Origin of the sequence: Aestuariibaculum sediminum (assembly GCF_014596945.1) — a bacterium.
In the GTDB taxonomy this organism is placed as follows: domain Bacteria; phylum Bacteroidota; class Bacteroidia; order Flavobacteriales; family Flavobacteriaceae; genus Aestuariibaculum; species Aestuariibaculum sediminum.
This window is the reverse complement of record NZ_JACVXB010000002.1, coordinates 156,218-178,713: the sequence shown is the minus strand read 5'-3', so window position 1 is coordinate 178,713 and position 22,496 is coordinate 156,218. Positions and strand designations below refer to the sequence as shown.

Genomic DNA, 22,496 nt, shown 5'->3' with positions numbered 1-22,496 from the left:
ATTTTATGAGTAATCGAATAGATTAATTGAATGGTTTTTATTGCGTTTTTTAGTAGTAAATTCGCATAAAATTTTTAATTTAAACACATCGCTTTAGCGTCTAATTACATTGATATTTTTCACATAATTATTAAAATTATACTGCCTTATTTTCGGACGAGTCAGAATGTTTTAATATGTTTAATAGGTGAAATGTATCGGTTTGTTATCCGTTAATATTTCGAGAAGCAATGTGCTAAATTATAAGCAATAGCGGTTTAGCTTTGTACCTAAACCGCTATTTTTTTATACATTTTTGGTTGCCTTATTCTTTTAATTATGCTTGTGTTTAGGTTCCCATATCAATCTTACAAAAGAGCTAAATCTTTCGTTTTCTCTGCAAACAGGAATTCCTGCCACAATTCCAATTAATAAGTTCTCAGCTACACCTAAACGCATTTGTGGCCGTAATGTCATATCAAAGTCGGCATTATTAAAGGTCTTATTAAATTCGACACCAATAAAGTTCCTTGTCCCTGTAACCATGTAATGAAAACTTGTGTTTATGTCGAAAGTAGTGTGGAATTTATTTGTGTTAAAGTTTTGCTCAATCATTGGGCCTGTATAGATCAACGAATGAAAGTTGTTTCCCCAACGTTTTGCAACAACTAAAAACGGGTTATAAATATTCCCTTTAATAAAAGGATTTCCAAAGCTTCTGAAATCCGATAATTCAAACTCGTTAATATATCCAATTGCCATCGATGTTGCCATTGGCTCGCTAACAAAGAATGACCATTGAGTGGCTATTTTAATACTATTTAAACTATTTGAAGGAGTAGATTCTCGACTTATACCACTTTGAGGGGAATAAAAAGTGAATGGTAGCTCGATTTCAAATCCTAATCTGTTAATAGGTGCCCATTCATATTCAATTAGAGCTTCATACGCATCAAATTTTAAGTTGTCTGTTAATCCCAGACCAATGTTCCACTCTTTTTCCCCCTTTCTCGCTCCTAAATCACGTATTAGGTCAATATAAAGTGGTTCTGCATGTAATACTTTGTCAGGCTCTTTATGGTCTTCTACTTGTTGTATATAAATACTGTCTTTTTTGGCCTTTGTAATTTGGGCAATGGCATATGATGAAGATACTAATAGTAGTATCAACATCAATAATTTTTTTAAATTCATTTTGATTTATTTTTTTGCATTAGGAAATACTCCCACTATTATTGAATAGGTGAGAATTAGTCAAGTTGTAAAACAAATCAAATCCTAGGTGGTGGAATATCGAGCTTTTGAAAGCCGTTTGTCAAATTGGATGAATAATCGGGAAAATTGTGTTTTGATGTTTCAATCAATGATTGACTTAGGTTATTATCAACTATGAAAAAAGTTGTTAAATCAATTTTAACATTTGTTTTTCGATCATGGTCTTCTGCATCGTGGTCATCATATTCTCTAACAGCATCTTCAAAACCTAATACTTTTTCAAGAACAATTTCAATAATGCTTTCTTGGTCATTAAAAGATAAATCTTCAGGAATATGTTCCGGGTTTGGGTCTGCGGCGTCAACACTTATGTTAAGCAGATATTATCCCATTAGTGTCCATAGGAATTTTGTAAAAACGCTATTTCTTATTTTACTAAACACGGTTCAAAGTTAACGTTCTTTTATCGTTTTTCCTAAATGTCTATCAACCCTTTTTTTTAATAAAAAGTTGCTGAATTACTGGTATTTTCCAAAAGAATATCAACAACTGTAAAACAAAGCAACTAACATTGGGGTAACTAAAACTAGCATTGTTTTAAATTCATTGTTACCCTCCATATTTATCATCTAGGATTTTTATTTAATAAAATAACCATGTCGTAATAAAATCTAATAGTTATGATTTCGTTTTGAAATTATCCACAGGACTAATCCACTGTAAACCGAGTATAATTAATTTATGAGGATCTCCCGTGAGGACGTTAGAAACAATATATCTATAACATTTTAGTATAATAGATTATTATACTCACCTTCGTTGCTCGTTAATTTTAGCATATTAACTTATGGGAACTTGAAAATAAATTTTGGCTTTATATTTTTAACAATGATAACTTTCATGTAGTACTTAAAAATTTAAACTATATTTGAGTGATATTCAATAAACACAACAGCTATAATTTATTCTTCGCTAAAGGATTTGCCTGAAATCATTAACTATAGCTACAAAATCTTATATGCATTAAATAAAAATGATTAAATGAAAATAAATTCAAATATGGCTGTCTTGATTGACGGAGACAATATACCTTCGGCTCACGTCAAAGAAATGATGGAAGAAATTGCCAAATATGGAAATCCAACAATAAAAAGAATATATGGAGATTGGACAAGGCCTGGTTTAACCAAATGGAAAAATCTGCTTTTAGAAAACGCGATTACTCCAATTCAACAATACGGATATACAACTGGTAAAAATGCAACTGATTCTGCCATGATTATAGATGCCATGGACATCCTTTACAGTGGAAAAGTGGATGGATTTTGCCTAGTTTCCAGCGATAGCGACTTTACGCGTTTAGCGACAAGACTTCGGGAAGCAGGAATGCAAGTAATAGGTATTGGGGAAATCAAGACTCCTAATCCATTTATTGTTGCGTGCGATAAATTTATTTATATCGAAATTTTAGAGAAACAGTCGGAAGAAAAAGCCGAAGATAAAGAATCGAATCTGCCAGCAATAGATAAAATAACAAAAAAAGAAATTAATTTAATGTCAGCTACAATCAAAGATTTGTCTGATGATGATGGCTGGGCGTTTCTTGGAGACGTTGGAAGTTTACTACAAAAGAAACGCCCCAACTTTGACTCAAGAAATTATGGATTTGAAAAACTCACCCCCTTAATAAAATCAATTGACAAATTTGAAATTGAACAACGTGAAACTCCGAAAAGCAGACACAAATTAATATTCGTAAGAATTAAAGACAAACACATAACAAAAGTTAAAAAATCATAAGTAAGCATAGACGAATTATAGAATCTATAATTTATTCTTTTAACTATACTTGTTTTTTATTTTTTAAACGTACCGAATTAAATATAAACCAATTACTCATCTTTTATTCATTATCCCGTAAGTTGCTTCGAACCCTTTTTGGAATGAACGAGCTTAACTTGTTATCAATATCTGAATAGTTATAACTTGTGAAACGTCCGTCTTAATTTCTTAAACTTTAGAAATACCATGAAGAATAAGAATTTAATCAGAGCTTTAAACTTGATTTCAAAAACTAGATCTTTATATAGCATGTTCATTAATGAGTGATTTTAGTTTTTTTACAAGTCCAGGATGTTTTTCAGCAACATTGTTTAGCTCACTTATATCATTTTCTAAATTATATAAAGCTAATTCAAAGTCCCCTAGCTTGATTTGGTCCCAACCCATGGATTTTTTTATATGAAGTTTCCATTTACCATAACGAACAGCTTCTAGCCCACCATTTCTGGCGTAGTAAAAAAAAGGTCGTGCTTTTAGTTTTTCGGTCTTAGGATTTAACCATAACGCCCCCACATCTTTTCCATCTAATATAAGGTTATCTGGAATATGCGCACCTGCAAATCTTGCTAAAGTTGGAAAAAGATCCAAAGTACTTAATGGTTCTTTACATTCTTCATTTTTTGGTATCTTTTTAGGCCATACCACAATTCCTGGCACACGCTGTCCTCCTTCCCATGTTTGCGCCTTTTTGCCTCTTAAAGGTCCCGCCGATCCTAAATCGGGGCCATTATCTGAAGTTAATATAAATATAGTGTTGTCGTAAATTCCTTCTGCCTTTAAAGTATTAACAATTTCACCGATACTCCAGTCTAGCTCCATAATCACATCACCGTACAAACCTAAAGTACTCTTACCTTTAAACTTTGGTGAAACATGTAATGGTACATGAGGCATATTATGCGCCAGATACAATAAGAAAGGCTTATTGGGGTCTCTGTTTTTAATTTTATGAATAGACTCTTCGGTATACCGCGTCGTTAAAAATTCTTGATTAGGGCCATGTTCTACTAAAACTTTATTTCTATATAAAGGCAATGGCGGTGCTTGAAAATCGCTCCGCGCATAATAATAGTTATCCATATCATTAGAATAAGGAACACCAAAAAAGTCATCAAAACCCTGATTATTGGGCATAAACTCTTCTTTATGCCCTAAATGCCATTTCCCTACACACCAAGTTTCGTATCCTGCATCCTTTAACAGTTCTGCCATTGTATACTCTTGGAGTGGCAATCCATTTTCAGAAAAAGGAAATAATACAGCTTCATGGAGGCCACTTCTTTTCGGATAGCGACCTGTTAAAATTCCTGCCCTTGAAGGCGTGCAAACCGTGGCGGGAACATAAAAATTGGTAAATCTTATGCCTTCCGATGCTAAATTATCTGCATTTGGAGTTTCAAATCCCTTGGCCCCATAACACCCTAAATCTCCAAAACCCTGATCATCAGTAAAAAAAATAATAATATTTGGTTGCTGAGACTGAGCTTTAATACTGGTTATACCAATAAAAATTGCCACTAATAAATACTTAAAACTATTTAAAATCATAATGAAATTCATATGCAACAATTTACAAAATACATATACCATTACATATTCATTCATCATAATTTAAAATTGAAAATTTGTTTATCATCAATAACGAATTATATACGTCATCAAGAACATAAATTATGGTGAATTCAGATAATGAAATCATTAACTTAGGGTGTAACCAAATTGACATATTTGGCTGTAGTTGTCTAAAAATAATGATGCTGTCTAACCAAATTCTGAAAACCCTACAGGGTTTTATATTCGGATTTTATTTACTAAATTAAGTACTTAAATACGCAACTATATGTGAGACAATGTTGTTGTGACGCATAATACTTAATACTTAAATAACATGAAAAATCTCGTTGTCATTTTCAGTTTACTTCTTTTAATATCAAACGCTGTTAATGCACAATGGACAAACAGATATCCAAAAGTAGATGGGTACGGTCATCATGTGTATTTAGAAGGGTATGAATTACCGGTATTAAATACTGGTCCCACTGACCCTGCCCCATCTCCTACGAAAAATCAAGTTGCTTTTTCAGCAAAGGGTTGGTTGTGGTTGTTGAATTTAGAAACTGGACATGCTAAAAGGATAACGACTTCCTCTGGTATGGATTTCAAACCAAATTGGTCGCCTGATGGTACTAAAATCGTTTTTGTGAGAGATGACTCATCCGACACAAATCTGGTTCTTCTCGACCTTAATTCAATGACAGAGACTCCCCTTGTGAACACCAATGCCTTAGACTTAGATCCTATATTCTCAGCAGATGGAAACTTCATATATTACGCCTCAGCAAAAAACGGCTCTTTTGACCTATGGAAAATAAATATTCAAACCAAGGAAAGTGCCTTGCTAACGACAGAAAACAGTCTTGAACGCCTCCCAATTCCTACACATAAAGGTAATCAAATAGTGTATCTTCATAAAACAGGTTTTTCCTATGATTCGGTAAAGTTATTGGATATTGAAACAAACTCCAGTACGACGTTGGTTCAGGAAAATTTTATGTCCCAAATTGCGTTTTCGTTATCCAAAGACAACACAACTTTAGCATATACCTGGCCTCATGGTGATGGTTATGAGCTTCGACTTTTAAATATCAATATACCAGAAAGCAACATGTTTCTAACAAAAAGTAATGGCCTTCCATTATCCCCGAAGTTCAGCTATGACGGAAATTGGGTTTACTTCTCTGAAAACAACAATAATCAAGTTTCAGAAATTAAAAGAATATCTGTGAATGGGGGTTCACCTGAATTACTATCCATAAGCAAATGGGATTGGGGAACACCAACAGGTAAACTTAAAATCACCAGTCGTGTAGATGGGAAAAAAGATGCTGTTAGAATGAGTATTACAGATAATAACGGACATCCCATTATTCCTGAATCGGGTATGATTCATTCTGAAGGACAACATGGGATTGTTTTTTTCTATTCGCCTGGCGAAATTGAAATAGAAGCTCCTGTTGGCTTGATAAATATACATGTCGTTCGTGGTTTTTCTACTGTTGAACACGTTCAAAAAACTAAATTAAAAGCAGGTACAACAAGTGTTGATTTAAATTTAGAGAGAATTTGGGATGCAAACAAAGCGGGTTGGTATGCTTTAGATAATCATTTTCACCTTAATTATGGCGGCACCAATCAATTAGCTCCTGAAGATATCCTTCTGGATCTTAAAGCTGAAGACATTGATGTGGCCTTTCCATTAGTTGCGAATCTGGGAAACAGGTTTCTTGAGCAGGATTTATTTGGTTGGGAAAACGAAGCAAAGCCTTTAATTTCCTTCGGTCAAGAAGTGCGCTCACACTTTTTTGGTCACTTAAATCTTATCAAAACGAAATCGCTTTTCTGGCCGTGGGTTTGGGGTCCAAGATATGACATCTATAAAACAGACGACAGACCTAATGCAGAAGCCTTACGTTTCGCACGAAAGCAAGGTGGTCTTGGTGGTTATGTTCATCCGGTATCCATAAAAGACCCTTTCAAAGAAGGAGGAGCAAAAACCATTCCTGTGGGGTTTGTAGCTGATGCTGTTTTGGGAGAAGTAGATATTTTAGAATTAGGATGCCTATGGACCGATGAAATTGGTACAGCGGCATTATGGCATGAAATTCTTAACTTGGGTATCCCAATGGCGTTATCAGCCGGTAGTGATGTTATGAACAATATGTATCGAACTATGGCCATTGGTGCAACAAGACTTTATATTAAACCCGATGAAAATTTAACTCTTAGCAATTGCCTGAATGCTATTAAAAACGGCAAAAGCTTTATAAGTAATGGTCCACAGCTGTTACTAACTCTAGAAAACAATGAAGTTGGAGATGTCGTAAATATCAAAAAAAATAAAGCCAAATGGAAGGCGGTTGTCCACTCGCCGGTTCCATATGAAAGCATCGAGATATTTGTTAATGGCCTTGTTGTCGATACTAAAAAAAGTAAAAGGGGTAATACACAAACCTATTCCGGCACCATTAATATTCCGAAAGGTGGCTGGGTTACAGCAAGGGTTTCAGGTAACGCATCAAAATGGCCTATGATGGACAGCTATGCTTTTGCGGAAACTTCTCCTATTTGGTTTCATCAAAAAGGAAGTACCGTTCCGGAAGCTAAAATGCAGGCTGCCAAAAAGCTACTTAAAATATTAAATGTCTCGGAGGAGACCATGAAACAAGGGTATGGCGATAGTAAAATACCCCATTTACTTGATCACTTTTCCAAGGCAAGGCTGAAACTAGAAAATATAATTTCAGAAAGCAAGAACAACTAATCACCATTTACTTGTTTTCTTTGATGCTTTCAACAGTAAACTAAAAACATAACCAAACACAAAACAGGAAACTACTCCAAAAAAGGAATACATTAAAAAGTTAATATCGGTATACATACTTATGTACCAGGTTATCAAAGCACTTAATACAAGTCCAATTAATGTGCCAATAGCGTTAGCTTTCTTAGTAAGCATACCTAATAAAAACATGCCCCCTAAACCACCTGTAAAAAGACCGAGGAAACGGTAAAACTGGTCCCAAAGCGATTTAATATTAGAGTTAGCCATCCAAAGTGCTAATAAAACTCCAATAACACCAGTTAAAACAGTTACTAAACGTGCGGTTTTTAACAAGTTTTTATCTGCTGTATGAGGTTTAAAATGCAGGTGAAAATCATTACAATAGGCCGTAGAAACCGAATTCAAACTACTGCTAATGCTCGACATGGCTGCGGAAAAAATACCTGCAATTAATAAGCCTGAGACTCCAACGGGTAATTCCTTTACAATATACCACGGAAAAATAGAGTCGTTATTAGAAATTGTGGGTGATAATTTTGTAGGCATTTCGGTGTAAAAAATAAACAATAGCGTTCCGATACCGAAAAAAATTATCGAAGCCGGCAAGGTTAAAACGGCATTGGTATACAACGTTTTTCTGGAATCTTTAATACTTGAACTGGTTAAATAACGCTGTACAATGGTTTGATCGGTTCCTTGAGTAACCATAGCAGAAGCCAACCCGCCAATTAAAACGACCCAAAACGTGGAATCGCTAAAATTGAAATCCATATTCATGACGTTAAATTTATCTCTTTCAGAGGCATAGGTAAGCATATCCCCAAAATGCATTTCGGTGTGTAACATAATCCAGACTATTGCAAGAATACTTCCTCCCATTAAAACAATAACCTGCATAACATCAGTCCAGATGACAGCTTCTATACCACCAAAAGTGGTATAAAAAACGCACAATACACCCATAATTAAAATGCTTATTTCAACGGGTATACCTGTAACAATGGAAATAGCCAATGAGGGCAAAAGTAGCACTATACCAATGCGTCCCAATTGAAAAATAATAAATGACAGACTTCCAAATGCTCTTGCTGTATAATTAAATCTATCCTCCAAATACTCATAGGCTGTTTTTATTTTTAGTTTATTAAAAAATGGAATAAACAAAAACGCGATAATCGGGGTAATAAGAATAGCCGCTATATTCAGGAAAAAGAACGACCAGTCGGTTATAAATGATTTAGCAGGAATCGCCATAAAGGTGATGGCACTCAATAAGGTACCGAAAACACTCAAGCCTGAAGCCCACCAGGGTATACGTCCTCCTCCAACAAAATAGTCTTCGGTAGAATTCTGCTTACGCGAGAAATAAACACCTATTAAAACTGAAATTAATAGATATAAAATTAATACGCTGTAATTAACAATTCCAAAAGCATGGGCGGTTTCTTTTACTGTTATTCTTTGAACTTGGGGCGTTCTGATTCCGGGGGATATTTCTCCTGAAACGATAATGAAATCATCTCCATCCTTAAAACTTAATGCCGTTACCGGAAATGAGGTGTTGGATTTAGCATATACAAACCATTTTTTTGTAATAGTATTATAGGCTAAAACCTCCTTCGAAAATCCCGGATGATGATCTAAAATATCGTTTCTTTCAATTTTTAAAATATTACGAATAGAATCATTTTTTACCGATTGTATTTTATGAGTTAAATGTTCCAGTTTATCAAATAAAAGAGCATCACTTCCGCCATAAATTAAAATATGCATTGAACCAAGTGCTTCAGATGATGCCCCCATAATAACACGTGGCTGACTTTCAATTAAAATATCTCCCTCTTCTTTCCAACTGCTATGTTTTAAATCATAAGACAAATAACTACTTAAGGCTTCCGATTTTTGTCCTGTTATTTCATTTCTACCACCAAAAACGAACAGCTTTTTACTTTCAGAAGTTTCCTGAATTACTGAGGTATGAAGTGCTCTTGGGGGACCTGGAAAATCTTTTAATCTTTCCCAGTTATCTGGCTGCTCTATATTTAATCTGTAAAAAGCATTAGTCGTTTGGCGCTCATTTTTACCTCCTATCACGTAAACATATTCATCGGAAACAACAGCCGAGGAAAACGCCAGTGGCTTGGGTAAATCGGGAAACTTTTTAATTTGAACTTTTTGGTTTTCAGAATCATAACTAATTAAAAACACACCTTTACTTGTCTTTTCATGATTATTTCCACCAACACATAAAATCCCTTCTTCTATGGTTACACATGCCGCATATGCTATTGGTTCTGGTAATTGTTCTGAAGAAAGTCGCCAGTTTTCATTTTCATAAATATAAATTTTCTGACTCCATTGTTTAGCGCCTCCTTTCCATGGCATACCATTCGGAAAATTTGCACCTCCAGCTGCAATAAGAACACCTTGATGACGACCTCCTATCATACCGGCAAAACCTAATGATGATTCATTTTTTACTTGAGCTGGTAAAACTTGTAATTGAGTTTGTTCTATCTTAGAATCATCTTGTCCTGATGCTGTTAAACCTATGGACAGGATAACCAAAAAGACAAGTATGTTATTAATTTTCTTCATTACATCGGATAGTTACAATCGTAAAACAGTTAATTAAAACCATTTTCTAAGATTATTAATCGTGCTAATATAGGTATTTTTTCAATAAATGTATTATGTATTACATATTAATTATTATTAACCTATATAATAAAAACAAATTATAAAAAAAGACCTTAATTTCTTAAGGTCTTTTTACTGTTTATCGACACTGAAACGAATTTACTGTTTATCGACAGGCATCATCCAATAAGAATATGAATAATCCTTAAAAGGTAACACATATTGCCCTAAGGGTAATGCTCCCCAACTATTTATACTACCCAATCCTTGCTGAAAACCATCAATATTTACGTATACCTCTGGTCGGGCATCAAGTTCTCCGGCATGTTTTTGTGTTTTATCATCGCCGGAATCTAAATCCTCCTGACTGTAATTAAGGGCTGAAAAATAAAACGGTTTTTCACTTAAAAATTTAATTCCAGTGCCGTCCTCTTGAATTAATTCTGCCCAGCTCACATCTAATTTATTACCGGTTTCCTGCGGACGTATATAAGGAAAATACTGTTCCGCTATAGTTTGTTTGTATAAACCAAACTTTGCTGCGTGTTGTCTGTCGGCATAAGCCTCAAATGGCCCTTTTCCATAGTAATTTATCCTATTATAAGTCCTAGGCAATACCATGGTATTCCCGAATTTATACATTGCCGAATGTTCCCCCTTTATCGCTTTAAATTGATTAGAAACTTTCAGAACACCATCACCATGTATTTGATATGTAACCGTTACTTTTGCATCGCCATCAAACAAGTCGGTGGTAAACACTATTTCTATTTCAGACTGATTAATCTGCTTAACCGAGGTAGTTACATCTCCATCTTGAGCGGCATTTTTCCATTCTTTGTATTTCTTCTGAGTCCTTGCGCCATAATCGTTATCGTTAGGTGCTCGCCAAAAATTAATCTGAGGTCCCTTTTCGATAAGATTTTTACCTTTATACGTATATTCTTCCAGTAAACCCGAAGTTTTATTGAATACTAAATTAAAATGATTTCCTTTAACTGAAATCAGATTGTCTTTTGTTATGTAAGTTACAGGTAATGTTGACAATTCAGGCGCATTAAACAATCCCTTTTGCAACTGAAATTGTTCGTAGGCAATGGTGTAACCAGCTTCCAACAAAGGTTCATCTTCCTTTAACTGCACATAAATATTCAGGAAATATTCAGCTCCTGATTTGAAGCTGGTTTTAAACGGAATTCTTACCTCTTTTTTAGCTTGAGGTTGTGTCGTAATATCTTCTAAAGTTCCACTTTCAACCACCATACCGTTTTCTAAAACTTCCCAGTTTAATTTGTAATTTGACAAATCATTAAAGAAGTACCAGTTTTTTAAATCTACTAAACCATTAGCTAAATCGTTTTCATAAAACTTTACATTTTGATGAATGTATTTCACTTCATAAATATGTGGGTTTGGAGTTCGGTCTGGTTGAACTAAACCATTATTTAAAAAGTTATTGTCACTAGGGGTGCCTTCCGGACCAAAATCACCGCCATAAGCATAAATTTCACGGCCATTTTTTTCAGTTTTAAGTCCCTGATCTACAAAATCCCAGATAAATCCACCTTGTAGTTTATCGTACTTCTCGTATAAATCCCAATACTCTTTAAAGCCTCCCATACTGTTACCCATGGCATGGGCATATTCACATTGTACCAAAGGTTTATTAAATTCATCATTGTTTGCATAATTTTCTACACCTTCAGGCGAGGCATACATAGGAACAAATAAATCGGTATTCCATTCATGACCTGCTCGCTCGTATTGCGTTGGTCTTGTGGTATCCATTTTCTTAGCTAAAAGGTAAGTATTATAAAAATTATAACCATTACCAGCCTCGTTTCCTAAGGACCAGATAATAACAGAAGGGTGGTTTTTATCACGTTCTATCATACGTTCGGTACGCTCTAAATGCGCTTTTAACCAATCTGGATTATTAGCTAAAGTTCTATGTAACGCATAACCCATACCATGAGATTCTATATTAGCTTCATCAACCACATATATTCCATATTCATCACATAATTCATAGAAATAAGGATCGTTAGGATAGTGACAGGTTCTAACGGCATTAATATTATATTGCTTAAATAATTGTATATCCTTTAGCATATCTTCCTTTGATACAACATGACCTGTAATCGGATCGTGTTCATGGCGATTTACACCTTTAAATAAAATAGGTTGTCCGTTTAAAAGGTATTGTCCATCTTTAACTTCAGAAGTTCTGAAACCTAGTTTTCTTGAAATTGCCTCTAATACGTGCCCCTTTTTATCTTTTAAAGTAATATTCAAATTATAAAGGTTAGGATGTTCTCCCGACCAAGTTTTAACCTTTTCTATAATTTTTGAGAATGATACATTTGTCGCAGCACTTCCTTCTATTTCAAAATTAGACGAAGCGTTAAAGACTATTTGTTGCTCTTTTGTAAGGCTAACTTCAACAGTTCCCTTTTGCCTTTTTTCTTCTATATTTTTTATTTCCAAAGAAATATCTAAAGCGCCATCTTTATATTGATTAGTAAGTCCTGCTTTAGCAAAATAATCATTTAACTGAACTTTTGGTCTGGCATACAAATATACATCGCGTTCAATACCCGAGAATCTCCAAAAATCCTGACACTCCAAATAACTTCCATCACTCCATCGGTACACCTCAAGAGCTATAGTATTTTCACCTGGTTTTACAAATTCAGTTACGTTAAATTCTGCTGGTAATTTAGACCCCTGACTGTACCCTGCTCTTTCGCCATTTATCCAGATGTAAAATGCCGACTTCACAGCTCCCAAATGAATAGTTATATCTTGACCTTCCCAGTTATCAGGGATTTCGAAAGTACGCTTATATGAACCTACCGGGTTGTGTCCATCTGGTATATCTGGTGGTGACACCTTTCCTTTCGCGAATGGATAACTTTGATTCACATAAATAGGAATTCCGAAACCTTCCACTTCCCAGTTTCCAGGAACTTTTATATTACTCCATCCAGAAGTATTAAATTCTTCTTTGTAAAAATCCTTTGGTCTTTGTTCTGGCGATTCACTGTAATTAAACTTCCATATTCCATTTAGTAACAGATAATTATCGGCTTTCGATAATTCATTCTCCTGAGCTAATTCTATTGAACGATAAGGAAAAAAGCTTGCTCGTGCAGGCAATTTATTTATTTCGGTAACTGCCGGATTCTCCAGTACGGGATCCAAGGTTTGAGCATTAAAAAAAAGGATTCCAGAAAAGAATCCCATAATAAAAAGTGATGTTTTAAAATAGTGCATTGGTTTGTTTTGTTCTTGTTTTACTGTTAGGTTCAAAAAAATTGTTGCTGAAATTACGGAATTTTTTTTATTCGTAAAGGTTATCTAAATCTGCATCATCCAATTCTTTTAAAAAAGACGCTATTTTTTTGGTAACACCCTTAAAAAAGTGTTCACCTTTTTTTTTAGATGCCGATTTTGGGTTTCCAACACCCGTATCAACAGTAACAGAAGTCCATTTGCGTTGTGCCGTTACCCAACCTTCTTGCAATGCTTTTAATTTAAATTTTTTAGCCTTGACGTTTCCTGCCTGATCTAATGCTAGAACCAATTCTGGTGTTAAATGCATAATTACCGAAGTTTCCAATGCTCCAGCATGATCACCAGGTTCTTCAAAATAATTTTTAGTATTTTCTGCTTGCCACCAGTTTAAAGCACATATAAAAACATTGGGGAATTCGAGATATAACTCGCGTATCATTTGCTTAAAATGATTCCCTCCATGACCATTTACAATAACCAGTTTATGAACTTTGTTTCGATCTAACACATTTACGATATCTCGCAAAACTGCCGGTTGCGTGCTTGGATTCATATTCATGCAAAATGGAACATCCAACTGTCCTGTATTAACGCCAAATGGTAAATTTGGTAAGACCATTACTTTGGCGCCGTCTTCCCAGGCTATTCTGGCTGCTTCTATCGCGGCTGATTCAGACAATATACTATCTGTTGCATACGGCAAATGATAATTATGAGCCTCGGTGGCTCCCCACGGTAAAATGGCAACCCTATATTCCGAATCTTTTACTGTTTTATAATTTGTTTCAGCTAAAACGTAAGGTCTGGCACTTGTTTCCATAATGACATTAATTTACAAATTTGTTAATCTCTTTTTTCCATTTTTTATAACCTGCTTCCGTTAAATGCAATCCATCATGCGTATACTTTTCCTTCAAATACTTATTTTGATTTCGCATAGCTTTATGAATATTTATAAAGTGAATTCCCATCTCATCTGCGAGCTTTTGAAGTTGAATGTTAGCTTCCATTATTTTAATATGATTAGCCTTATGCCCTGAAAATTTATTTCCAACATCAGGATTAATTGGTAGAATACTCTGTAAATAGATTATGGTGTTTTTAGACTGGCTTTGAATCGCTTTAATAATTTCTTCCACACCCTTTAAAACATAGTTTATACTTCGACCTCTAGCCATATCATTGGTTCCTACCAGCAAAAAAACTTTTGAAGGTTGTGATGATGTTACCTCTTCTATACGATTTAAAATACCATCGGTTACATCGCCACTTATGCCTCGATTCACCACATTTTCTTTTGGAAACAAGGCCTTCCAGTTTCCTCCTTCTGTAATACTGTTTCCTAAAAAGATGATTTCATTTTCAGTATCACGCTCACTTTCAAATATATCTAATCGTTTATGATAATGACTGGAATAAGTTTTTAAAGGTTCTAAGGGAGCAAAAGTGAACATCCAGTTTTGATAATCGGAAGTTGAAGGCACCCTAAGTACAATAGTGTTTTTTCCTTTTTTAAGAGGAATTAAAACAGGTTCTCTGGTCCAGTATAATTCCTCATTACGCCACGGAATTTCTTGATCTTCCTTAGATCCCCAACCTGAAGATTTTGATGGTTTCCAACCAGGATTTGACCATACTGGTGCGGTAATTTCCTTTCCGTTAACCCAGATGGTGCCGCCGTTAGAATCCCATTTTCCTTGCTCTGCAATTCCTGTATAAACACGATTTGCTCTCAAAGGGGTCTCAAAACCAAGCCATACTTTTAAAGTTTGAGGCTGATCGGTTTCTAAAGTCCTTACAGCATAAACTGTTTTTCCTGTTTTGGCCTTCGGAAAATAACCTCCCTGCTTAAATCGATCTTTTAAAATTATAGTATTGCCATTTGCTTTTACCCATTTGGTTGTATCAATATCCAATCTCTCCTGAAGTTCCTTTTCTAACACCAGCGTTTCTTCGTGGGTTAAGGGTTGAGATAACCACCAGTCTGCTTCGGTTTGGCGTACATACTGAAACGATTTTTTACCGAAAAACCTATGCTTATGTTTTAGTAAATAATCTTCAAACACTTTAAAATATTGAAACGCCATCGTTCCTTTTCCAGGTAACATGGTGAGATAGCGGTCGGATGTTTTGGAAACATCGGCAGTCCAGCTTGTCCAAGCATAAGTTATTAAAGATGGATATAGCGGATTCTGCTCGATAAAATCGGTTTCATTAGCCAGGCGTACATCGGGCCAAAGGCTAATAATGCCTCCTAAAATGTTATTATTAGATTGATACCCAATAGGCTTAAATAAAATTTTAGGAATTGCAGTCATCGGTTCGCTGTTATTGATGTAACTATTCCAGGAATCAATTTCTCTATACCCTTGATTTTCTAGATTCTTAGATTGCCAGGTTTGTCTAATCACATCCTGATCTATTTTTAACCCTGGATTCCACACAATCACCTCACGTTCATTCGCCTCACAAACCTCTATCATTCTGTCCATAAATTCCTTTGGATTTTCAATATGCACTTCGTCGGAGCCTAAATGTACGACGGGGCACATGCTTTTAGGTATTTCTTTAAAGAATTCATTTAAAATTACTTCCAAAGCTTTCATACCTTCCTCTGAATGCATTGTGAACCCCATTGCTGTTGTGAACGCATCGCTATGCCCAGGCATATCAATTTCTGGAATCACATGAATTTGCCTTTCTTTAGCGTAAGCAATCAATTCTCTTATGTCATCGTAAGTATAATATTTACCTGGATTTCTGGTTGGTCTGTGATTTTTGGCTGCATTAAGTTCGGGATAAGCTTTACTTTCAATACGCCAGGCCGGTCTGTCGGTTAAATGCCATTGAAAAACATTCAACTTGTATTTAGCCATAATATCGAGTTGTTCTTTTAATACATCTAGGCTTATAAAATTACGCCCTACATCTAATAAAAATCCTCGAATCTTGTGTTTAGGGGCATCAATTATTTCACATAATGGAATTTCCGTTTCCTCTCCCCTCTTGGTACTTAGCTGAGACAAAGTTTGCAGGGCATAATATTGTCCTGCCTCATCTTTAAACTGGATGTCTATGCCGCTTTCGTTAACTTTTAAAATATACCCTTCTGGTTGAATCCCTGAATTAAATGATAATTTCAATTTAAAATCAGAAGAAGTTTTATTATCGTTTATTTCATTAAAAATATCTTCTAAAAGTGTTCTTGAAGTTTCACTTAAGACAATATCTCCTTCCATTTTTAATGTCGGTATCGTCACTACACCTTTGTTCCATTTCACTGTTTTCGGATATGGAATAAGTTTTACAGGGGCATTCTCAAGTTCTTCAATAGAAAGCCTGCTTTCAAATGTATTGCCGAAATCCTGTGCGTTTAAATTGGTTATCAAACCTAAAACAAACACCAGGATTAATTTAAAAAAAGAATTCATTTATGGTACTTTAAAAATTAGTTTTATTCATTGCTAAATGTAGATGCAGGCAACCCTGTAATGTTGGTTAAATTTCCCTCCGTAAAGGAAGTATATCCATATTTTACATAACGAGGCTGACTAATATCTTCAGACCAAACATAAAGTAAATCATTTACAATTTGTGTTTTGGCCTCAACAAATATTTTATCTGAACCGGCAATCTGAATATCCTTTACCGGTCCTCCTCCCCTTGTACTCAAACCATTTGAATAGGTAAAATGTATTTCGAGCTTATTATTAACAACATTGGTATAATCGAATAAAGGTCCTGAAAAATTTAGGTTTTTATGGTAAGTCTTTGCTAAAGCAACTTTAGCTAATCGCTCACCTACTATCCATTTTCGCTTAGGGTGCACATCGGTTGGATGACCTACATCTAAAGTGACCGCCATGCCCGTGTACTCTAAATCTAAAAGTTTTCTCTGACTATCTCTAAACCTTCCCCAGTACGGTCGGTTGATACTGCTTAATTGAGAAAAGTAAAAAGGTAATTGTGATTTTTTAAAATGCACCCGCCAATCTTTTACGAGCATTTTAAATAATCTTGAATGTAATTCTGAATTTTCGGTATTCGATTCACCCTGATACCAAATAACACCCTTAAAATTATAATTTAGAATGGGTAAAATTCCAGAATCGAACAAAAATGTGGGATCATATGGATGTCTGACACTTAATTCCCTGTTTCCAAAATTTTCGGCCTTTCTTTTAAAAACCCAGTCATCCACCATTGGATTAAACCAAGTATCATTTAATAAGCTAATTGTCTCATGAGTTTGTTCCATTTGTTCCCTACTAATCCATGCCTGGGTTGGAGAACCGCCAACAGCGTTACACAAGATACCTACCGGAACTTTTAATGCCTTTTGAAGATTACTGGCAAATGCGTAAGCAATAGCCGAAAACTCTTTAATTGCGATAATTTTGTTACTCGTCCAACCGGAATATTTAAAATAATTATTTGATGTACATAAGGTTAAAGCTTCATCAGAAAACTGTTGAGATCCAAGGATTTTAGGATCCATTGAAAACACAAAAACATTCGGGTTAATTGAATCTCTTAAAACCGTCTCTACGCCTTGCATTTCCTTTACTTTAAAGTCCATATTGGATTGTCCGGAAGCCAGCCAAACCTCACCAATATACACACTGTCTAAATCAATATCTTTAGACATTTTAGAATTAATTTCAAATTTATATGGCCCTCCAGCCTCCATAGCAGGAAAAACAACCTGCCATTTTCCGTCATTTCCTGGGCTTGATACGCGTTTGCTTCCGTTTAAATTAACAGTAATTTTATCGTTTGGATTTGCAATACCAGATACACGAATAGGTTCATGGCGCTGAAATACCATATTTTCACCATAAAGTTTTGAAACTTTTAAACCTCCAAAGTTTTTAGTTATCGCGCTGTAAACTTTATTCGCAATAACCAAAGCTCCTTCTTTTGTTGGATGCAACTGATCCGGAAAATATTCCGGAAAGCGGTACAGCGGTTCGTGCAAATCAATCAATTCAACCTGTGCTAATTCCGCAATGGTTTCAATTTTATTCTGAACGTCTTTAAAATTTTCGCGCATCCCTTCTTCAAACCAATGATGCCCAGAAAAAGTTGGTGTCATTCTGCAAATAAACACGTCTGGTTTAGTTGGAAGGTTTTTGTAAACAGAAATCAACTCTAAATAATCGTCTATAAATGCTTCCTTGTGTTCTGGCCAATTGTTATTTCCCTGATCATTCAAGCCTAGATGAATAATCACAATATTGGGTTGGAAAGCTATTGAGTTTTTAAAAGCCTTCTGATTCCAATAAGGTTTATGACCATTCTTAAGCATGGTCGCTCCCGAATGCCCAAAATTACCTACTTTGTATTGATTTCCTAATAACGTTTGCAGCTGAGCTGGATAACTTAATGTTTCCCTGTTTTCGATATTGTAACCGAATGTAACACTATTACCAACACAGGCCACCTTAATTTTTTGGGCATAATTAGATCCTGTAATAAGCAATATAAATAATGCTGCTAATTTTGAAAACATCGAAAATCGATTATGGTTAATCTAATGTATCTTTACCATCTGTTAACCATTCTAATGTACACCTTACAAAATCGTTTTTGGTGTATTCATCTTTTTCAAAAAAGACACCTATATCTCCATTCTTTAAAACAGTTAACGAAGAGTAAGCCGACGAACCTGCATAAATAGTTTTACCTTCGCTCCATGTTTTACCTTCATCATAGCTAATTCTTAAAGTTAAATTGACACGATTAGATTCCGATTTCGTATTAGAAAAAAGTAATCTGTTTTTGTTGTCTCCATTCTTTACAGATGTGTAGCGAACGATACTTGCATTACATCCAGGATCAATTAATTCAGGAATCATTTTTGTTTTCCAGGTTTTACCATCATCATTTGATGTATGCACATAACGCATTCCTTGCTTATTTACGCGTGCATTAATCATTAGACTACCATCGGCAAGTTCAATAATTTTAGATTCATCTGCCGGCATAATAGGACTATCAATAAAATACCAGGATTTACCATGGTCGTTACTACCAAAAACATGTAATCCGCGATTCAAATTCACCATAGTATGCAATAACTTGCCAGAACTGGTTTGAATGCCACGTCCTGAAGTGATGAATTTAAAATCGTTGTGCCATTCTGGTTTTGAAATTTGGATAGTAATATCTTCTGGACTAGACCAGCTTTTACCATTATCGTTACTTTTTACAACGTGTAAATAATAGACATCCTTTTCCTTATCTAAATCCATAAAGTTATAAAACATAAAAATTTCACCGGTTACCCTATCTACAATCATAGAAGGATCGGATGCCGATTTCCCTTCAGGAAAATCCACTACAGTTTCAATAGGAGTCCATGTTTTGCCATTATCCTTACTTCTTCTCACAATAATATTAATATCTCTGCTCCATTTTAAATCTCCACAAGACGGCACTCTTTGGTCTATTGCGGCTATTAAATCGCCATTAGGCGCTGTAACTATGGATGGAATTCGGTAACAATTCACACCATTTTCCATGCCTTTTTCAAATAAGGTTACAAACTCAGGATTCTCAATTATCTGATTTTTATTTTCCTCTTTAACATGACTCTTACAGCAACTCAAAATAATTATTGCGAAAAAGACTAAATAATTTTTTATCATTAGTATTCTATTTTTAAATTTTAAGTTTTTTGGCTTCAATATTTTCAAAAGATTTCCAGCATTGATACATGGCTCGGGGCACATGAAAACAGCCTTTCCATTTTCCGCCTTTTAATGGTAATAATACCTCACCCCGCCTATTAAGATATCCAAACCATTCGCCATTTTCAGGGTCTGAAAAATGCTGCCAGGTATAATCATGAACTTTATTGTACCAACTTAAAACCATTTTACTCTGAGTATGCTCATAGGATTTTGCTAATGCCACCAAGGTTTCAAGGTGTACCCACCAAAGTTTTTGATCCCACTCCAGTTGCTGGGGAGGATGCCCTTTAACATCCATAAAATAGAAAATACCTCCATACTTTTTATCCCAGCTATAGTCTAAAATAGTTAAAATGGTATCTGTAGCTTTTTGTATTAACACCTGATCTTTTCTTCTAACGCCAATATCAATCATAAACCACATAGCTTCTATACCATGCCCCGGGTTTAACAATCTACCGTTAAAACTGTCGTGGTGGCTACCATCGGGCATAACATTTTCAAATATTAAACCAGAAGATTCGTCCAGAAATACATTCATAACTTGATTGATACTAAAATCAATTGTTTTTTCAATCTCATCATCTAACAATATTCCCTCTAGTTCTAAAACTAAATTAGATAAAATCATAGGTAAAGAAAATCCAATTAATGGCCTAATATCGGTTTGCTTCTCATATATTCCTTTCGGGTTATTAATACGGTTAAGAATATTATAATAAACTGTTTTAGCCAATGTTTTCAGTGATTCGTCGTTTGTCGCTATAGCAAACTGACTAAATGCCATGGCTGCAAAACAATCTGAAAAAATGTTATAGGCTTTAACTAAAGGCTTTCCTGTTTGCGTTACTGAAAAATAAAACTGCCCTTCAGAATCCATCGCGAAGCGTTTTAAAAAGTCTATTCCGTTTTTCGCTATGTCCAGCCATTTCGGATTTTTTTCAACGTTATTATACAACATTGAAAATGTCCATGCCTGCCTGGCCTGTAACCAGATAAATTTATCGGTATCATAAACTTGGCCCTGCGTATTTAAACAAGTGAAATAACCACCATGCTCCCAATCGATGGAGTATTCTTCCCAAAATGGTAAAATATCATTTAATAAAGTATTTTTATAAAGTGTACTGTAGTTCATTACGCTATTTTTATTCCATACCTATTGAAAAAAAGATTATCTTTGTTTTAATATGTATAACATAATACAAATTTAGTAAAATAAAATTTATAAATTACATTTGTCTACAAATTAATTCCTGATGAAAAAAGATTTAAATATTACGCCATTAAACACCCTTAGTTTAGTTGACAAGGTTGAAATGCGTATTACACAGTATATTAAAGATAATAATCTTTCGGTTGGCGATACTATTCCTAAAGAATTACAATTTGCTGAAGCTTTAGGTGTGAGCCGAACAGTAATAAGAGAAGCCTTGTCTAGACTACGAACTATAGGTATAATTGACTCGAAAAAACATAAAGGTATGGTACTTTCTCATCCAGATTTTATTCAAAATTTCGAGAAAGTTATAGACACCAATTTACTAGAAGATGAAACTTTAAAAGATATTTTTGAGCTTCGATTAATTTTAGAAATGGGAATGGTGGATGTATTGTTTGCCAGAAAAACCAAAGAAGACCTTAAAGAACTTGAAGAAATTGTTGACCGAATGGAAACGAATAATTCTGAATCTACCATATTTAAGCTTGAAAATGAAGTCGCTTTTCATGGAAAATTATACGAAATGTCGGGAAATAAAACATTGCAACGTTTTCAAAATCTGCTACTTCCAGTGTTTCAATATGTTCATGAACACAAATTACCAGACGCAGAACCCTACAAATACTCGAAAAAATTCACCACCCACCGCGAGCTTTTAAATTACCTAAAAGAAGATGATATTAAAGCTTTTAAAAAAGGTCTATCTAATCACTTGGAACCACATTTAGACCGCATTTTGGAAAAATCTAAATCTTAACTTTTACGACCACTTTCTTAATATCTGAAATCTTACAGGAGGTGATTTCGGGTAAATGGATATCATCGGGAAATAAAATCACAAACATACCTTCATTTAAAGTAAATATGTCAAATAAAGATTCGTATAAGGCATAATCTCCCTCAGAGGTGTATGCCTTAATCTGTTTTTGTTCGGACAATAACTTTATCCCTACCTGCTCTTTACCTTTAATCAAAAAATGAATATCTATATATTTCATGTGACCTTCTAAAATCTGAGTCTTTTCAAAAACCCTTTTAGTCTGACAAGATTTAATTATAGCATAAATACGATCTCCTTCTACCACATACGCACCTTCTTCCATGCCTAAAAAATTGGTATTGCTGATGTACTTTAACGCTTTATCCAGATATTTATGCGTACCTGTATACATGTTTATATTTTCAATTTTGTCTAAAATCATTTTTAAATACGTTATAAAAAAACCCAAGCAAAAATTAACTTGCCTGGGTTGAACTATTATTA

At 34.7% G+C, this 22,496-nt stretch carries 14 protein-coding genes; 4 read left to right on the top strand and 10 right to left on the bottom strand.

Annotated features, from left to right (window positions below):
* Window positions 1-312: 312 nt before the first annotated feature.
* Entirely contained in the window at window positions 313-1,173 is an 861-nt protein-coding gene (locus ICJ83_RS05645; protein ID WP_188229403.1) for an HAEPLYID family protein, read from the bottom strand.
* A 195-nt stretch (window positions 1,174-1,368) separates the two neighbouring features.
* Here ICJ83_RS05645 and ICJ83_RS05640 point away from each other — a divergent pair, with 195 nt between their 5' ends.
* Window positions 1,369-1,650 (top strand): hypothetical protein, encoded by a 282-nt coding sequence (locus ICJ83_RS05640; RefSeq protein ID WP_188229402.1) that lies wholly within the window; start codon window positions 1,369-1,371, stop codon window positions 1,648-1,650.
* Between the two features lie 585 nt (window positions 1,651-2,235).
* Window positions 2,236-2,994, top strand: a complete 759-nt coding sequence (locus ICJ83_RS05635) for an NYN domain-containing protein (RefSeq protein ID WP_223154613.1) — start codon at window positions 2,236-2,238, stop codon at window positions 2,992-2,994.
* A gap of 282 nt (window positions 2,995-3,276) precedes the next feature.
* On the opposite strand, the gene ICJ83_RS05630 is transcribed toward ICJ83_RS05635, so the two are convergent.
* On the bottom strand, window positions 3,277-4,596 hold the full coding sequence (locus ICJ83_RS05630) for a sulfatase family protein (protein WP_223154612.1): 1,320 nt from the start codon (window positions 4,594-4,596) through the stop codon (window positions 3,277-3,279).
* A gap of 328 nt (window positions 4,597-4,924) precedes the next feature.
* On the opposite strand from ICJ83_RS05630, the gene ICJ83_RS05625 reads away from it, so the two are divergent.
* The gene (locus tag ICJ83_RS05625; RefSeq protein WP_188229401.1) at window positions 4,925-7,357 is read left to right on the top strand and encodes a CehA/McbA family metallohydrolase; all 2,433 of its coding nucleotides are present in this window, start codon (window positions 4,925-4,927) and stop codon (window positions 7,355-7,357) included.
* Here the strand turns inward: ICJ83_RS05625 and ICJ83_RS05620 are convergent, their stop codons facing one another.
* From ICJ83_RS05620 to ICJ83_RS05590, 7 genes are all read right to left on the bottom strand, one after another.
* Window positions 7,358-9,976, bottom strand: a complete 2,619-nt coding sequence (locus ICJ83_RS05620) for a sodium:solute symporter family transporter (protein WP_188229400.1) — start codon at window positions 9,974-9,976, stop codon at window positions 7,358-7,360.
* Window positions 9,977-10,177: 201 nt separating this feature from the next.
* Entirely contained in the window at window positions 10,178-13,294 is a 3,117-nt protein-coding gene (locus tag ICJ83_RS05615; RefSeq protein ID WP_188229399.1) for a glycoside hydrolase family 2 TIM barrel-domain containing protein, read from the bottom strand.
* Window positions 13,295-13,361: 67 nt separating this feature from the next.
* Window positions 13,362-14,135, bottom strand: a complete 774-nt coding sequence (locus ICJ83_RS05610; RefSeq protein WP_188229398.1) for a creatininase family protein — start codon at window positions 14,133-14,135, stop codon at window positions 13,362-13,364.
* Between the two features lie 7 nt (window positions 14,136-14,142).
* On the bottom strand, window positions 14,143-16,746 hold the full coding sequence (locus tag ICJ83_RS05605) for a family 20 glycosylhydrolase (RefSeq protein ID WP_188229397.1): 2,604 nt from the start codon (window positions 16,744-16,746) through the stop codon (window positions 14,143-14,145).
* Window positions 16,747-16,769: 23 nt separating this feature from the next.
* Entirely contained in the window at window positions 16,770-18,827 is a 2,058-nt protein-coding gene (locus tag ICJ83_RS05600; RefSeq protein ID WP_188229396.1) for a GDSL-type esterase/lipase family protein, read from the bottom strand.
* Window positions 18,828-18,843: 16 nt separating this feature from the next.
* A complete protein-coding gene (locus ICJ83_RS05595) occupies window positions 18,844-19,965 on the bottom strand; it encodes a sialidase family protein (protein ID WP_188229395.1) in 1,122 nt (373 codons plus the stop codon).
* Window positions 19,966-19,978: 13 nt separating this feature from the next.
* A complete protein-coding gene (locus tag ICJ83_RS05590) occupies window positions 19,979-21,148 on the bottom strand; it encodes an AGE family epimerase/isomerase (RefSeq protein WP_188229394.1) in 1,170 nt (389 codons plus the stop codon).
* A gap of 121 nt (window positions 21,149-21,269) precedes the next feature.
* Between ICJ83_RS05590 and ICJ83_RS05585 the strand changes: the two genes are divergently transcribed.
* On the top strand, window positions 21,270-21,989 hold the full coding sequence (locus ICJ83_RS05585; RefSeq protein WP_188229393.1) for a FadR/GntR family transcriptional regulator: 720 nt from the start codon (window positions 21,270-21,272) through the stop codon (window positions 21,987-21,989).
* Here ICJ83_RS05585 and ICJ83_RS05580 read toward each other — a convergent pair.
* On the bottom strand, window positions 21,979-22,434 hold the full coding sequence (locus ICJ83_RS05580) for a YhcH/YjgK/YiaL family protein (protein ID WP_188229392.1): 456 nt from the start codon (window positions 22,432-22,434) through the stop codon (window positions 21,979-21,981). The two genes, ICJ83_RS05585 and ICJ83_RS05580, sit on opposite strands and share 11 nt — an antisense overlap.
* Window positions 22,435-22,496 lie beyond the last annotated feature (62 nt).

Excerpts from the sequence above, each read along its gene's own strand:
- ICJ83_RS05645 (WP_188229403.1), bottom strand. The coding sequence starts at position 1,173 with ATGAATTTAAAAAAATTATTGATGTTGATACTACTATTAGTATCTTCA.
- ICJ83_RS05640 (WP_188229402.1), top strand. The coding sequence starts at position 1,369 with ATGAAAAAAGTTGTTAAATCAATTTTAACATTTGTTTTTCGATCATGG.
- ICJ83_RS05635 (WP_223154613.1), top strand. The coding sequence starts at position 2,236 with ATGAAAATAAATTCAAATATGGCTGTCTTGATTGACGGAGACAATATA.
- ICJ83_RS05630 (WP_223154612.1), bottom strand. The coding sequence starts at position 4,596 with ATGAATTTCATTATGATTTTAAATAGTTTTAAGTATTTATTAGTGGCA.
- ICJ83_RS05625 (WP_188229401.1), top strand. The coding sequence starts at position 4,925 with ATGAAAAATCTCGTTGTCATTTTCAGTTTACTTCTTTTAATATCAAAC.
- ICJ83_RS05620 (WP_188229400.1), bottom strand. The coding sequence starts at position 9,976 with ATGAAGAAAATTAATAACATACTTGTCTTTTTGGTTATCCTGTCCATA.
- ICJ83_RS05615 (WP_188229399.1), bottom strand. The coding sequence starts at position 13,294 with ATGCACTATTTTAAAACATCACTTTTTATTATGGGATTCTTTTCTGGA.
- ICJ83_RS05610 (WP_188229398.1), bottom strand. The coding sequence starts at position 14,135 with ATGGAAACAAGTGCCAGACCTTACGTTTTAGCTGAAACAAATTATAAA.
- ICJ83_RS05605 (WP_188229397.1), bottom strand. The coding sequence starts at position 16,746 with ATGAATTCTTTTTTTAAATTAATCCTGGTGTTTGTTTTAGGTTTGATA.
- ICJ83_RS05600 (WP_188229396.1), bottom strand. The coding sequence starts at position 18,827 with ATGTTTTCAAAATTAGCAGCATTATTTATATTGCTTATTACAGGATCT.
- ICJ83_RS05595 (WP_188229395.1), bottom strand. The coding sequence starts at position 19,965 with ATGATAAAAAATTATTTAGTCTTTTTCGCAATAATTATTTTGAGTTGC.
- ICJ83_RS05590 (WP_188229394.1), bottom strand. The coding sequence starts at position 21,148 with ATGAACTACAGTACACTTTATAAAAATACTTTATTAAATGATATTTTA.
- ICJ83_RS05585 (WP_188229393.1), top strand. The coding sequence starts at position 21,270 with ATGAAAAAAGATTTAAATATTACGCCATTAAACACCCTTAGTTTAGTT.
- ICJ83_RS05580 (WP_188229392.1), bottom strand. The coding sequence starts at position 22,434 with ATGATTTTAGACAAAATTGAAAATATAAACATGTATACAGGTACGCAT.